Genomic DNA, 14,692 nt, shown 5'->3' on the forward strand with positions numbered 1-14,692 from the left:
TGTGACTAGATCATACTAGGCATGAAAAATCTCTGAGGAACATGGTTTCCTAGGAGGTTTTTCGTGTCTATTTTTGTTTGGCCGCAATCAACTGGTCTAGCAGACATGAAAACCAAATCTTCAAAAAGGGTGCGCGCATGAAAATCAAAAAGATCTTTAATCAAAATGCAGTATTGGTAGATGACGGTGGGCAGGAAAAAGTAGCTATTGGAAAAGGAATTGGATTTGACAGAAAAAGAAATGATTTGATCTTTGATCGTGATATTGAGCGGATATTCGTCATGGAGCCAGAAGGACAAATCAAATTGCAAAATCTACTCAATCAGATCGATGAACGCTTTTTGTTTGCAGCAGAAACAATCATCGATCATGCGGAAACTGTCTTGATGGAGAAACTGAATGAACATGTGTTGATCGCTTTGACCGACCACATTGCTTTTTCTGCGGAGAATATCAATAACGGTATCGTCATCCGCAACAAGCTTTTGAGAGAAATCGAAGTGCTTTACAGTGATGAATTCAGTATTGCTCAATGGGCAGTAGAATATCTGACAAAAGAGCTTGGGATTCCATACACTTATGACGAAGCAGGATATATCGCAATCCATATCCACAGCGGTCGAAGCGGTCGAAATAATAACCATCGCAGTATCCGTGAAGTGACGATTGTATCTGATATCATCCATTTAGTGGAATCAGAATTGGAAACAGATATCCATTCAGAACCATTTTCACTGAATTATTCAAGACTGGTGAATCATTTACGACTGCTTCTACAACGAACCCATGCGCAACAATATGCTGTCTTGGATACGGAAATCGTAGAAATGGTCAAACGAAAATACCCAGAAAGCTATAAGATTTCTAAAAAAATCCGTGTGTTGCTGACCAAAGAATACCAGCTCGCGATCACGAAAGAAGAACTGGGTTACTTGGCCATCCATATCGAGCGTTTAAGAAGCGCAATCGTACAAACAAATGTTAACAATCATGAGGAGGAAAAAAATTGAAAGCATATCTACAACGAATGGGACGTTCCCTTCAACTCCCAGTTGCGGTCTTACCTGCTGCTGCTTTGCTAGTAGGGATCGGAAACTGGTGGGCATCTTATAGTAACGACATTGTCGCTCATTTTTTACAAGCTGGAGGTAACGCAGTTTTAGGTCAATTGCCTTTGCTGTTTGCCGTTGGGTTAGCACTAGGGATGTCAGTGGACAAATCAGGTGCTGCTGCCTTGGCAGGTTTGGTTGCATTTGAAGTTCCCGTAAACGTTTTAAAAACTGATTCAGTAGCCACTTTATTGAATATCAAACCAGAATCAGTTGATCCATCTTTTGCTCAGATCAGTAACGTATTTATTGGTATTATTGCCGGATTGATTGCGGCAGCTCTTTATAATCGTTTCCACGAAGCAAAATTACCGATGGCTTTATCTTTCTTTAGCGGCAAGCGTTTAGTGCCAATCTTAGCTGCCTTCGTCATGCTGCTGATCAGTGCAGTGCTACTGCTCGTATGGCCTCCGGTTTACTCTGCTTTAGTTTCTTTTGCTAAATTCATTTTGAGTTTAGGATGGGTTGGTGCAGGTCTTTATGGCTTCTTCAACCGTTTACTGATCCCTACAGGATTGCATCAAGCAATGAACTCCGTGTTCTGGTTTGACGTAGCTGGAATCAATGATATCGGTAAATTCTTGGCTTCTGAAGGAACAAAAGGCGTAACAGGAATGTATCAAGCTGGATTTTTCCCAATCATGATGTTCGGGCTTCCAGCAGGAGCATATGCTATTTACAGAAATGCACGTCCAGAAAACAAAGCAAAAACAGCTTCATTGATGTTAGCAGCAGCTTTTGCTTCATTCTTTACTGGTGTAACAGAACCACTTGAATTCTCATTTATGTTCGTTGCTTGGCCATTATATGTCTTGCATGCCATTTTCACTGGGATTTCTTTAGCAGTGAGTGCATTCTTCCATTGGACAGCAGGATTTGCCTTTAGTGCCGGATTTGTCGATTACTTCCTATCTTTGAAAAATCCGATTGCGAATCAGCCTTTGATGTTGATCGTCCAAGGGTTAGTAACAGCAGTGATTTACTACTTTGGTTTTAACTTTGCTATCAAAAAATTCCATCTGATGACTCCTGGCCGCGAGGAAGCAGATCTTTCAGATGACGATACTGCAACGACTAATTCAGACAATAAATATGCGGCACAAGCAAACAAAATCTACGCTGCATTAGGCGGAGCTGACAATGTAACTTCAATCGACAACTGTACTACACGTCTTCGTTTGCAAGTCAAAGATACAGGCCTGATCGATCAAAACAAAATCAAAGCCACTGGCGTACCTGGAATGAAAATCATTGATGGGAAAAATGCGCAAGTCATCGTAGGTACAGAAGTACAATTCGTTGCAGATGAGATGGCAAAACTGCATGGTGGTGCTGCAGCACGACCTGCACAAACAAACACTGTGGTTAAAACAGAAACATTTGCCGGTGGAACGATCGAACAAGATATTTACGCTATCGCAAATGGGAAACTGATTCCAATCACTGAAGTTTCAGATGATGTATTCGCAGAAAAAATGATGGGTGACGGCTATGCTGTATTACCAGAAAATGGAGAAATCTTCTCTCCAATCGCTGGTACGATCACAAACATTTTCCCAACGAAACATGCCGTTGGTATCCAAACTGATTCTGGTATCGAAGTCTTGCTTCATATGGGAATCAACACTGTTGACTTAAAAGGCGAACCATTCACTTTATATGTAGAAGAAGGTCAAAAAGTCGCAAGAGGTCAATTGATTGCTTTAGTTGATCTTGCTGCTATTCAATCTGCAGGCAAAAACACGGATATGGTCGTTGTATTCACAAATGGCGACAAAGTCCAAAACCTAGAAATTAAACCCGCACGTGATGTAAAAGCAAATGATAAAATCGGCTCTGTTTCCAACAAAGCCTGATCCATCGTCTTCCCCAGACTTTTTTATCGATAAACAAAAGCAGCTGAGACAAAAATCTTGTCTCAGCTGCTTTTTTCGAATAAAAACGGCGTTCTCCTGCCAACTCCGCGGTAATAAGTCCAGCCAAACGAAACATATGAAGAGCTATTTTTTATTTGACTCTTCTTATTACTTGATGCAGAACAGCTTTTTTACAACCTCTGGTAAACGGTGTTCAAAAACCAGTTTATCGGCATGAAGTCAAATTTATGCAAAAATGTGGAAAGCCATTTTCATAAAATTTTTCTTCATACTCAAAACTAAGCGGCTTTTTCACAACCTCTTTATATCATCCATTATTCCTGATCCAATATTTCTTTCAATGCTGCTTCAAGAGAGACTAATGGTTTTTCCAAAACTTTTTCTAAATCATCAGAAGAAACAGCTAACTGACCCTTTTTGATATCATGTTGGATCGCTAAAAACATGTCAGCTGCTTCTTGAGGGAATCCGGCTTCTTTTAGATTTTCGACAAACGCTGCATCACTTGCTTCAATAATTTCTAACTCTTTACCTGTCGCACGCTCTAATGCCTTGGCTAATTCTTCATAGTCAGTTAGATGGCCGGATAATTCTAAGATTTCTGGGGAGTCATTCTCTACTAGTACTTTTGCTGCGGCTTCTGCATATTCCCGTTTCAATGCCCAACCTGTTTTTCCATTTCCTGCAGCATAAACGAATTGACCAGTTTTTAAAGCTTGCCCAATGATAGGTAATTCATTCTCTACATACCAATTGTTCCGTAAAAATGTATGGGGAATACCTGAATCCTTAATCGTTTTTTCAGTGAATTGGTGATCTGGCGCTAATACACTGATTGAGTGATCGGCATCTGCAAAACTTGTATAAGCGATATAAGATACCCCGGCTGCTTGCGCTGCTTTCACTACATTCTCATGTTCAGCTTGGCGATTTCCTGGAACGCCAGAGACAAAAAGCAATCGATCTATTCCTTTCAACGCTTCTTTCATTGAATCTAAATCATCATAATCACCAATACGTATGTTAAATCCAGCTTCTTTCAGTGCTTCTCCTTTTTCTTCACTACGTACTAGTGCATAGATTTCATTTTGTGGAACCATCTTTTTTAAGAATTCTAGCGCATAACCACCAAAACCTCCAGTTGCTCCTGTTACTAAATAATGCATCTTTCCCACTCCTTATTCTTTTTATTTGTTAAGATTTATAGCTGTACATTTATAAATTACACCTTTATCATAAAGAGTGTGGTAAGATAAGTCAAGCAAAAAAAATGAAAGGATGACAACTGATGAAGTATTCTCTGCAATTTAGTGATGCAATCCATGTACTTGCCTATATTGAAATGTTTCAAGATACCCGATTGCTTTCTAGTGAGATGATTGCCAACAGTATCGAAACAAATGCAGCAAATGTACGTAAAATCATGAGTCAGCTCAAAAAATCCGGCTTGATCCTTACAAAAACCGGAAAACCGCAACCTTCCCTTGCCAAAAGACCAGATCAGATTTCTTTACTAGATGTCTACCGCAGCATTGAAGGTAATACACAGCTTATCCAAGTCGATCCAAAAACAAACCCAAATTGCGTCGTTGGTGCAAATATCCAGGAAGCTTTAGAAGAAAGCTACGCTCGACTGCAGAAAAAAGCAGAAGAAGAAATGGCTAAGATCACACTTGATAATCTGATACATAAAATAGCCGTTTTGGAAAAAGAAAAAAGACCAGAAAACACAGGCCTCGTAGAGAGATTTTTATAATTCTCTCTACTGGGCCTGCATTTTTCTGATCGGAATCGTCTACATAAATTCTTTTATTCTCCGGGAGACAAAAGCCTTGTCATGCCTCATTTTCCTCTCTAATGCTCAGGTCAAAACGCTACTTTCACGACCTCTATATTATCATGGTTTGTTGACTACCGGTATCCAGATTTCTCCAATGTATTTCCCATCGGCAACACCCATTTCAACGACAGCATTCGGTCCCCCAACATAGGCGTAATCTTCTACTTCTCTTAAAACATGTCCAAAGGCCGTATTCGTCAAATCATTTCTCAACTCTTCAGACGACTCAGCAGAAGCGCTTACAATGAGATAGGTTCCTTTTGGAAATGGGATGATTCTCGTAGTGTTAGGAATATCCTGACTCGTTTGAACACCGACATAGTACATCATTTTCCCGTCATAGGGTTCGTTGACTGTAAAGAAATAATGATTTTCAGCAGCTTGTTTCAAGGTGTCTATTGTTCCGTCACTGATGACTTTTTGCTCAAAGGCTTGCTTCTCTGCTGCCAAACCGACAAAATCTGTATTGCTACTTTTCAATTCCACACCAATACCTGTCACTGCAAACTCTGGTTTTTCTTCAATCTTATACTTTGCCATTTCTCCCACCCTTTCTATTATGTTAAGTTCATCTTACATAAAATTAAAGAGAAATGACACGATTACGCTCTTCTTGTAGGGATACTTTCATTTTTTAACTATTTTTTTGCTTTCACTGCAATCCAAATTTCACTGTAAACATGACTGAAGTCCTCTCCCCATTTTGTAAAAGAGATCTCGGGAGCTTCAACTAACTCATAATCTGAAGAAGGAAGCCATTCTGCATAGATTTTCCCCCAAGTGTCTTGTAAAGTTTGGGGAAATGGTCCTTTATTAGGAAAAATGGCCCAAGTGTGTTCTTCTATAGCAAACATTTCTAAATCAGCGTACGGATTTTCTTTTGTCGTAGCAAAGCCGATCATGTGCATCAAACTACCCTTTTCTTCCAAGCGGTCTCCATCAAATCCATAAGAAACGTTGATTACTTGATGTGGATATAAATCTCCTAACTTATGCATCTCTTCCCTTTGAGTCTCCGTGATCGTCTGCGCTAACTTTTGTATTTCTTGATTAACTCCTTCAAATTGGACAGGGACTTTTTTCGCCACACCTGCCACATAAAACTGTTCTTTCTTTTCGATACGAAATTCCATCGATTTTCCTCCTCTGACATCAATAAAAAATGTCAAGCGTGGAAAAGATTTTTGTATGCCATATCTGCTGATTTCTGAAGGCAGATAACCTGACCAATCACGAAAAGCTCTTGAAAAACCCTCGACTGTTTCATATCCATATCTAAACGCCGTTTCTGTTACTTTTTCCCCACCTAGAAGATCGCGATTAGCCAAAGCCAATCTACGGTTTTTGATATAGTCCATCAGAGACATCCCTGCAATAAACGTAAAGATGCGCTTTAACTGATATTCAGAGATTCCTGTATTTTCGGCTATTTTTTTATAGGTAAGACTTTCTGTCAAATGTTCTTCGATGTAATCAATCAATTGGTTCAGATCTTTAAGCATATTTATCTTCCTCCTTGCTTGCCTTTTCATCATATTATCAAAGAAAGTCAATTACTTGATGAATCAGGAACCAATTTAGTCGGGTATAGAAAAATTTGTATGGATTTAAAGAAAATTCTCAAGCAGCGTTTTGTAACGGATAATTGGTAGTATCTGCCTACTTATGTTTTACCTTTAGAAAAAATGAATTTTGGGGAAGACACATTCTAAGTTAACAAAGCAGGAAAAATAGCTTTTATCCCCTTCGTTAAACCGCTTACTATCTACTGTACAAAGCAAGTAGCTATTCGGACTGTTGATACGAACGCTGCTTGAATCTTTCTTTGCGTTACATCATACCTCTTTTATTGATTGAAACCATTATTTATTTCCAACAAAATTCCTTCATTTTTGCCAGATAAATAAAAAAACAAAAAGTTCCATCTTTAAAATACGCTATTTTTTTACTTTTTCTCCCATTCTCTAAGAAAAGGAACGCAGAATTAATTTTTGACAATTCGAGAAAAAGTTGCTTCACAGATATGGTAAAATCAGCTACTTTTTTCTTTGACGATTCTTTATACTAAATATAAACAAATGTTTCATGAAAGGAGAACTATATGAATAATTGGCTTGAGCTTTTTCCTGAAAACATTTTGGAACGCGGGTACAGCTATCATCTGCACGGATTTGTCAGTCATTTGAACTATACGAGTAAACACTTGACCGCAACAGTTTCTGGCACGGAAGATTATAAGGTAGTGATCACATGGGATGAAAAGACGAATATGACTTGCGATTGTCTATATGCCATAGAAGGAAAAAACTGCAAGCACATGGCTGCTGTCTTATTCGCTTACGAAGAACGTCCAATAAAAAAATCCAACTACTCGCTTTCCGAACTCTCTTCCTTTGTTTCTTCCGCTAGTTGCTCTCTTGTACGGGAACTTTTAACAGAGATTCTTATAGAACATCCGCAATTTATCGAACGCTTCAAAGAGAAGATCCCGCTCCATGCAGTAAACTACACAGATAAATTAGCAACAATCATCCACAAATACGATCATCCTATCGGAAAAAACAAAAACAGGAAAACAGCGAAGTTCATCATGGAGATGCGAACGTTCATTCAAGAAGCTGTTGAGTCGCTTATACAGCAAAATGCCTATCTTCCCGCATTCGAATTGATCAATGAAGTGATTGCTACTCTTGAAACATGCTATTTGGAGCCTGCGGACGAACGATCACTTCTTCTGATAGAGGACTGTTATTATTTATGGAAAGAATTATTAGCAGAAGCACCCCGTGCAGAAAAAAGACAAATGTTCTCTTGGTTCGTCTACCAAGTCGATCATACTGACGCCTCTTATTCAAAAAGCTACTCCATAAAAATCCTGAAAGAAGAATTTCAGGAAAAAGAGTTTTCTAGCCAAAAGAAAAAAATAGCCAAAAAACGAAAAGAATCTGTAAAAAAAGGCGAGCCCCACAAAAAAGGACAAACACACGCGGACAAGCAGTCTGAATCCCTCAAAAAAACAACTGGCTCTACTTTAAAAAATGCGGATGATACAAGTAAAATAGACAATTTGAAAAAACGTTTATTAGCATCTGACAGTATCCACTTCCCTACATTGGAAAAACTAAAAAACGCATGTCCACCTGAAACATGGCCGATCATACGTAATGAACTGTTTTCAGCTCTTAAATATCATAAAAATGTGGATCGTTTTTATGCAGCAGAAGGTTGTTATGATTTATTGTGGGATTATGTAAAAAGTACAGACAGATTGATCATGATCGATCGGTACTTTGATATCTTGAAAAACTATTGTCCTAAACAGTTATTACAAAAATATGAATTTGAATTACGCCAAAACGTAGCTAATTTTGCGACAAAATTGGAATACCAAAAACTTGGCAACCAAATAGAAAAAATGGCTAGCTTGCCAAACGGACTTGTGACAGCTAAATTGTTGACCAAAGAACTTCGAGAAAAATATCCGCGCAGAAAAGCATTGATTGCTGAGATGAAAAGAATTGAACCAAGGTTGAAGTAAAGAAGATGGAAAAGATTGTGACAGAAGTGGTCAGATTCAAGAAATAAGAAGAGACTGTGACAAAAGTTTTGTCACAGCCCTTCTGTTTTATAATTTATAAGTTATGACAGATTTCCTTCGTTGCTGGATAGATTTTTCGGTATTGTTGATAGATTTTGCGATACTTTTCTACATTTTGTGAGAGAGGTTCCACTGCATCTGTATATTGGATAAAAGTCTGACAACAGCTTTCAGGCGTATCGAACCATCCTAATCCTAGTGCAGCAATCATTGTTGCGCCTAATGCAGGTCCTTCCTCCACACTTAAACCATAGATCGTTGCATCGAAAATATCTGCTTGGATTTGTAGCCATGCAAGATTTTTTGCGCCTCCTCCCACCGAAACAATACGTGTAAATCTGCGACCCGCTAGTTCTTCCATCAACTGTTGCGAATCTTTCAATGAAAAGGTGATTCCTTCCAACACTGCTCGGGTAAAATGGCTAAGTGTATGTCGAGTATCCATACCAATGAAACTCCCCCGTATCTGACTATCGGCGTACGGTGTTCGTTCCCCTGAAAGATAGGGTGTAAACAATAATCCATTTGAACCTGGCTCGATCTTTTCGATTCCTTGCAGCAGTTCTTCAAAAGAAAGTCCTTTGGCAAAAGTCTTTTTGAACCAATTGAGACTGTGTCCCGCAGCTAATGTCACTCCCATAGAATAATAAGCATCATTTATTGCATGATGGAATAAATGGAGTTTGCCTTCATAAGACTTTTGGTTATTTTTCTCATAAGACAAAAATACTCCTGAGGTTCCAATACTAACCATAGCTGCGCCATCTTGGATGATCCCAGCACCTAAAGCAGCACATGCATTGTCTGCTCCGCCAGCAAATACCTTTACTTCTTTGTGGAAACCAAATTGTTCTGCTAGTTCTTTGCGTACCGATCCAATGCAATTAATAGAAGATACAAGCGGAGGCAATATTTTAGGAGAGATATGGAAAGTCTGTAAGAGCTCCTCAGACCATGTTTTTCTTTCCATATCAAGTAATAACGTACCTGCAGCATCTGAATAATCCATCTGCTGGTTTCCTGTCAGCCAAAACCCAAGGTAATCTTTCGGCAATAAAACATGACGAACATTTGCCCATAATTCCGGCTCATTTTCTTGAAGCCATAGCATTTTAGGCAACGTAAAACCTTCTAATGCGCGATTATTGGTAATCTCAAGTAATCGATCACCAAAGTTTTCCATTATTTCTTCACATTCTTTGGTTGTACGCACATCATTCCATAAAATCGCATTTCTTAACGGTTGGTTCGCTTCATCTAGTACGACTAAACTGTGCATTTGACCAGAAAAACTGATTCCTTCTATTTTTTGAGTAAAATCAGGCACTTTTTCAGCTAATTCTTCGATCACTTGACCACAAGCTTGGATCCAGTCTTTAGGATCTTGTTCACTAAATCCAGCTTCTGGTTGTAGCAACGGATAGTCTTCGCTCGCCGCACCCTGGATCGTCCCATTCCTATCCATTACTAATCCCTTCAATGAACTAGTTCCTAGATCAATACCTAAAATATACATTTGACCACCTGCCTTGTTTTTATTATCCTATCAAAAACGACTGCTGACAATGTCTGTTTTTCCTATTCTTTGATCCCACCTGCAGTCACGCCACCTATAATGTACTTCGATAAAAACAGATAAATCAGCAGAAGCGGTGCGATACTGAGAGAAATCCCTAGATACATACTGCCGAATTCTGTACGATAGACATCGGTTTTTAACAGCTGGATCAACATCGGCAAGGTAAATTTGTCAGTATCGTTGATCAAGATCAGCGGCATCAAAAAATTGTTCCAAGTAGTCACGAATGAAAATATAGCCATCGTCGCTAATCCCGGTTTCATCAAAGGAAGCATCACTTTATGGAAAATCTTCAGCTCTCCTGCACCATCTAAACGCGCTGAATCTGCCAAATCGGAATGATAAACAGTCTCCAGATATTGTTTCAAAAAGAAGACAGTCGTAGGCGATGCAATCGCTGGAAAGATCAATGGAATATAGCTATTCAGCAAATCCAACCGATTCATAAATTGATAAAAACCAATCATGCTGATCTGCTGAGGAATCATGATCAAACCAAGAATAACGGCAAAAGCAAGTCTTTTTCCTTTGAAGCGATAAGCAATCAATCCATACGCAGTTAAGGCAGAGAAATAGACATTCAATAACGTAGCACCAGCTGAGATCACCAAACTATTTTGGAATCCGTTGAACACATCGAATCCTTTATTCCTCAAAACATGCCAATTCGCTGCTAACTGTGTTCCCGGAAGTAAGGATAGCCCTTGTTGTATTTGCTCTGCTGAACGTGTGGAATTCACCAGAACGACCCAAAAGGGAAAAATACTCAAAAACGTAAGTAACAACATGAATCCATAAATCAGCAGACGTTGCAACCGATAGTGTTTATCCATTTCTTCCCCTCACTTTGCTCTTTTCTTGGAAAAACCGGAAAAGCAATGTACTCAAAAGAATCGACATCCCTAACAAAATGACTGAAGCTGTCGCAGCAATCTGAAAATTCCGACTACCAGTAAATGCTTGTTTGTAGATGAACATCGTGATCGTGTTGACACTATTGTCAGGATTTCCGTTAGTCAATAAAAACGGGATATCGAACATCTGCAGACCCCCGATCAATGACGTCACTAAAGTATACAGCATGATAGGTTTCAATAACGGCAACGTGATCTTTCGAAAAATCTGAGCATCACTTGCGCCATCAACCATGGCAGATTCGAAAAGTGACTGATCGATACTTAATATCCCTGAAACAAGTACAATCGTTGTCTGCCCATACCACATCCAAAACTGAATAAAAGAGACAATCAAGCGTGTACTTGCCACACTTCGGAAAAAATCAAACGGTCGCTCCAACACGCCTAAATGAGTCAGGACCAAATTCATCGGCCCCATCGGAAAGCTGAACAATGCAAAAAATAGAACGGCTACAGACGCTGCTGTAATAATGTTTGGCAAATAGAAAATGATTTTAAAGAAACCTGTCCCCTTCAACTTCAATTTGAGATTTGTAAACCAAGCAGCCAAAAGGAGCGCCAACGTAATCTGAGGGACAAAATTCACACCCCAAAGAATCAACGTGTTTCTGATTGATTGAAGGAACAATGTATTGTTCAAAAGATTGACATAGTTTTCGAAACCGACGATCGAGGCTTCTGTATTCCATCCTTTCAAATCTGTGAAGCTTAAAAAAATAGTATAGAAGATTGGATAAAGCTGAAATACTAGAAATGCTAAGAAAAATGGGGCAATGAATAATAAACCATAACGATTGTAGCGCTCAAATCTAGCTTTTTTCACTCGAATCTCCTTTCTTGTACCTTTTAGACAACTGTCCCAGCTAATCGATTTCTAAATCAGGATAAGCATTCGCTACGGCATCTTTGAAATTTTGGATAGCCGATTCTTTGTCCGTCTCTCCTTTAGAATAAGGTGTCAAGCAATGGTCGATAAACAACGTTTCGATTGTTTGATCATATTCAGTCAGAATTTTTGCATTGATTGATTGGACTATTTCAGAAAATTCATCATAATGGTTTTGCCCGCCCAGAAAGTCTTCCTGGTAAGACGATTTGATTGCTTCTACTACCCGTTCATTCGATACAAAGTCTCCCGTATCTTTTGCCCATTGTTCCAAAAATTCTGGGTCAGTAGTTAGATATTGGATCAGCGCTGCCGCTTCTTCTTTCATTTCTGAGGTGTCCGTGGCACCGATCCATGTACCACCCCAAAACCAAGAAGAAGGTCCTTGGATCATCCGCCAATCCCCTTCTGTTGTTCTAGAGCCGTCTGCCGAAGTAGCATTTTGTTTCAACCAATAATGTAATCCCCATGTAGGCAGACTATATCCAAAGTCTGTCTCGCCATTCATTCCAGCAAACCATGCTTCTGATTGACCTTCTGTATCTTTCGTCAAATCTTCTTCAACAAATCGCCGTGAAATATCCATTAATTCATGAAGTTTATCATCGATGATTAGCTTTTCATCTTCCACCCATCCTGATTCCCGCATACCAAAAAATGGTTTTGCTAAGTCTTGGACACTGGAGATCATCTGGACAGTCCCACCACTGTTTTCTTTGACTTCTTTTGCCACTTCGTAAAATTTCTCGTAATCAGCTATTTGCTCTTGCATCTGGTCTGCATCTGTAATCCCTAAAAGTGATTCTGCTAGAGAAGCACGACAATAAAATCCGCCAGGCGCTGCTTGCCAAGCTAAAGCATGTAAAGTCCCTTCTCTGCTAGTTCCGACATCCTTGACATATAAGTAGGTATCACTTGCCGCTTCTTCCAGACCGTATTCTCCTAGATCAGCCATCAATCCCGATTCGACATATTTCTTTACGAACGCAGATTCTAAGGCAATGACATCAGGCGTATTTCTTGTTCCTAACACTGGATCTAATTTAGTCTCAAATTGATCAGAAGGGATCTCTACGATCTTTATCTCGTAATCCAAAGATTCATGAGCTGGCAAATAATATTCATTGATCATCGTCGAAAGTTCGTCTGTGAACGTCCACACAGTCAATTCTAAATTGTCTTCTGAAGAACGTTCAGAGCTCGTTCCGCAAGCAGTTAGTACGCCTATCAGACTGACTCCTAATAAAGTGACACTCAGCTTCTTCCATTGTTTCATGGCTTCCCTCCTTTTTCTTCATACGAAAAGAAATCAAAATCTGCAGCCAGCCTTGTGCCGGAAGTATCGATGGCAAACATACCGACAAATGCTCCCGTGAAAAATCCTTCTTGGGTTTCAGCAGTATAATCATCGGAAAGTTTTAAGCTATCAAAAGTATAACCAACGTCTATCCATACTTTCCCGTCGAATGAATAAGAATAACGATATGTCTCATAAGAAACAATAGTTTTTAAATATACAGCGCTTACATTATCAGGTGTGGGGATGATTCCGACTGGTTCACATAATTGTCCATTGACACAATCTAAAAGAGCGATGACCCTTCCCTTCTCTTCATCATGTGTGAGATGGATGCTTGACCAGTTCTTAGTATTGTAATAATTCGTCATTCCTGCTAGTTGCATAAAATTCTCAGGTGAACATTCTACTTTCGTCACGGCTTCAAATGAAAAATGCTGCCATCGTCTAGCAACTAAAGATTTGGTGAACAGCGAATGGAATGATTCTCGACCAAACAGTCTCAAATAACCTTTCCGCTCAGTCAAACTACCGATTTCTTCAGTAAAGGGAATCCTTAATGTTTGAAAATGCAGAGGGAGCTGTTCTTGATCGAATGATTCTTTGATAGGTGTTTTTTCCCACATCTGTTCTGGTATGGACGGGCTTTCCACTCTATTTTTTGGAAAATTCTCTCCAGTTATATACGGCCATCCCCCTTTCCACTCTATTTTCTGGATCGCAGTTTCCCTTCCTAAGGGGCAATACCCTCTGTTTTCTAAAAGCGGTGTTTCTTTGTATTTTAGTGGTCTAGCTGTCAAATGGACAAAATACCATTCATCTGTATGTGTCTGAACGAACGACCCATGACCTGCTTTTTGCAAAGGCAGTTCGGGATATGACCAAGAAGTAATCAACGGATTCTCTGGATGGATTTCGTACGGACCCTCGATTTTCTTTGATCGGGCAATGGTTGCCGCATGTTCATACTTCGTGCCACCTTCTGCAGTCAGCAAATAGTAATAGCCGTTGATTTTATAAAGATGAGGTGCTTCTGTCAATTTTCGATTCGTCCCTTTAAAGATGATCTTTGATGGACCAATCAATTTTCTTTCTTCTGGTGAATATTCTTGAAGGGCGATTCCATAGAAAGAATGACGAGTAGGACGATAATCCCAAACCATATTGACCAAGTACTTTTTCCCATCTTCCTCATGGAACAAGGAAGGATCGAATCCTGAGCTATTCAAATAGATTGGATCTGTCCATTTTCCGTCGATGGTATCACATGTAATCAAATAATTGTTCACGTCTTTCCAACTACCACTCAATTCTTTGACATCGGAATAGATCAGCCAGAATTTCCCATCGTGATAACTCAAAGCAGGAGCCCAGACACCTCCAGAATCCGGGTTCCCTAACATATTCAGCTGACTTGTTCGGTTGACAGGCGTACTTACCAAGTGCCAATGTTTTAAATCCTTTGAATGATAGATCATGACACCTGGGAACCATTCAAAAGTAGAAACAGCGATATAATAATCTTTCCCAACACGACAAACACTAGGATCTGGATGGAATCCAGTTAAAATCGGGTTATTTATCATAAA

Annotated in this window: 11 protein-coding genes and 1 pseudogene; 4 read left to right on the forward strand and 8 right to left on the reverse strand. The window is 39.4% G+C overall.

All coding sequences use genetic code 11. From position 1 onward, the window contains the following. The first annotated feature begins 137 nt into the window (after positions 1-137). On the forward strand, positions 138-1,010 hold the full coding sequence (locus KFO35_RS01510) for a PRD domain-containing protein (RefSeq protein WP_002310480.1): 873 nt from the start codon (positions 138-140) through the stop codon (positions 1,008-1,010). Further along, the gene (gene nagE, locus KFO35_RS01515) at positions 1,007-2,965 is read left to right on the forward strand and encodes an N-acetylglucosamine-specific PTS transporter subunit IIBC (RefSeq protein WP_002315862.1); all 1,959 of its coding nucleotides are present in this window, start codon (positions 1,007-1,009) and stop codon (positions 2,963-2,965) included. Before KFO35_RS01510 ends, nagE begins: the two co-directional genes overlap by 4 nt. 335 nt (positions 2,966-3,300) lie before the next feature. On the opposite strand, the gene KFO35_RS01520 is transcribed toward nagE, so the two are convergent. Beyond that, positions 3,301-4,152, reverse strand: coding sequence for an SDR family oxidoreductase (locus KFO35_RS01520; protein WP_002315861.1), 852 nt, complete (start codon positions 4,150-4,152; stop codon positions 3,301-3,303). 122 nt (positions 4,153-4,274) lie between these two features. Here KFO35_RS01520 and KFO35_RS01525 point away from each other — a divergent pair, with 122 nt between their 5' ends. Next, complete coding sequence (locus KFO35_RS01525; protein WP_156272028.1) at positions 4,275-4,742, forward strand: Rrf2 family transcriptional regulator; 468 nt, start codon at positions 4,275-4,277, stop codon at positions 4,740-4,742. Between the two features lie 141 nt (positions 4,743-4,883). Here KFO35_RS01525 and KFO35_RS01530 read toward each other — a convergent pair whose 3' ends face one another. Together KFO35_RS01530 and KFO35_RS01535 are read right to left on the reverse strand one after the other, a co-directional pair. Beyond that, positions 4,884-5,366 (reverse strand): GyrI-like domain-containing protein, encoded by a 483-nt coding sequence (locus tag KFO35_RS01530; RefSeq protein WP_002315859.1) that lies wholly within the window; start codon positions 5,364-5,366, stop codon positions 4,884-4,886. Positions 5,367-5,464: 98 nt separating this feature from the next. Further along, complete coding sequence (locus KFO35_RS01535) at positions 5,465-6,328, reverse strand: AraC family transcriptional regulator (RefSeq protein WP_002315858.1); 864 nt, start codon at positions 6,326-6,328, stop codon at positions 5,465-5,467. A 599-nt stretch (positions 6,329-6,927) separates the two neighbouring features. Here KFO35_RS01535 and KFO35_RS14090 point away from each other — a divergent pair. Then, a pseudogene (locus tag KFO35_RS14090) lies at positions 6,928-7,770 on the forward strand (SWIM zinc finger family protein); the annotation flags it as partial. Between the two features lie 688 nt (positions 7,771-8,458). Here KFO35_RS14090 and xylB read toward each other — a convergent pair. The 5 genes from xylB to KFO35_RS01565 form a co-directional block, all read right to left on the reverse strand. Continuing rightward, positions 8,459-9,940 carry a xylulokinase gene (gene xylB / locus KFO35_RS01545; protein WP_156272032.1) on the reverse strand — a complete coding sequence of 494 codons (1,482 nt, stop codon included), beginning with the start codon at positions 9,938-9,940 and terminating at the stop codon, positions 8,459-8,461. A gap of 62 nt (positions 9,941-10,002) precedes the next feature. Next, positions 10,003-10,836: a carbohydrate ABC transporter permease gene (locus KFO35_RS01550; RefSeq protein WP_002315855.1), complete on the reverse strand. Its 834-nt coding sequence runs from the start codon at positions 10,834-10,836 to the stop codon at positions 10,003-10,005. Then, positions 10,829-11,743: a carbohydrate ABC transporter permease gene (locus tag KFO35_RS01555; RefSeq protein ID WP_002315854.1), complete on the reverse strand. Its 915-nt coding sequence runs from the start codon at positions 11,741-11,743 to the stop codon at positions 10,829-10,831. Before KFO35_RS01555 ends, KFO35_RS01550 begins: the two co-directional genes overlap by 8 nt. A 40-nt stretch (positions 11,744-11,783) precedes the next feature. Beyond that, positions 11,784-13,082: an ABC transporter substrate-binding protein gene (locus KFO35_RS01560; protein ID WP_070704662.1), complete on the reverse strand. Its 1,299-nt coding sequence runs from the start codon at positions 13,080-13,082 to the stop codon at positions 11,784-11,786. Further along, positions 13,079-14,689 (reverse strand): glycoside hydrolase family 43 protein, encoded by a 1,611-nt coding sequence (locus KFO35_RS01565; RefSeq protein WP_070704665.1) that lies wholly within the window; start codon positions 14,687-14,689, stop codon positions 13,079-13,081. Before KFO35_RS01565 ends, KFO35_RS01560 begins: the two co-directional genes overlap by 4 nt. Positions 14,690-14,692 lie beyond the last annotated feature (3 nt).

Source organism: Enterococcus lactis (genome assembly GCF_015751045.1).
Classification (GTDB): domain Bacteria; phylum Bacillota; class Bacilli; order Lactobacillales; family Enterococcaceae; genus Enterococcus_B; species Enterococcus_B lactis.

Coding starts and splice junctions, on each gene's coding strand:
- KFO35_RS01510 (WP_002310480.1), top strand. CDS start 138: ATGAAAATCAAAAAGATCTTTAATCAAAATGCAGTATTGGTAGATGAC.
- KFO35_RS01520 (WP_002315861.1), bottom strand. CDS start 4,152: ATGCATTATTTAGTAACAGGAGCAACTGGAGGTTTTGGTGGTTATGCG.
- KFO35_RS01525 (WP_156272028.1), top strand. CDS start 4,275: ATGAAGTATTCTCTGCAATTTAGTGATGCAATCCATGTACTTGCCTAT.
- KFO35_RS01530 (WP_002315859.1), bottom strand. CDS start 5,366: ATGGCAAAGTATAAGATTGAAGAAAAACCAGAGTTTGCAGTGACAGGT.
- KFO35_RS01535 (WP_002315858.1), bottom strand. CDS start 6,328: ATGCTTAAAGATCTGAACCAATTGATTGATTACATCGAAGAACATTTG.
- xylB (WP_156272032.1), bottom strand. CDS start 9,940: ATGTATATTTTAGGTATTGATCTAGGAACTAGTTCATTGAAGGGATTA.
- KFO35_RS01550 (WP_002315855.1), bottom strand. CDS start 10,836: ATGGATAAACACTATCGGTTGCAACGTCTGCTGATTTATGGATTCATG.
- KFO35_RS01560 (WP_070704662.1), bottom strand. CDS start 13,082: ATGAAACAATGGAAGAAGCTGAGTGTCACTTTATTAGGAGTCAGTCTG.
- KFO35_RS01565 (WP_070704665.1), bottom strand. CDS start 14,689: ATGATAAATAACCCGATTTTAACTGGATTCCATCCAGATCCTAGTGTT.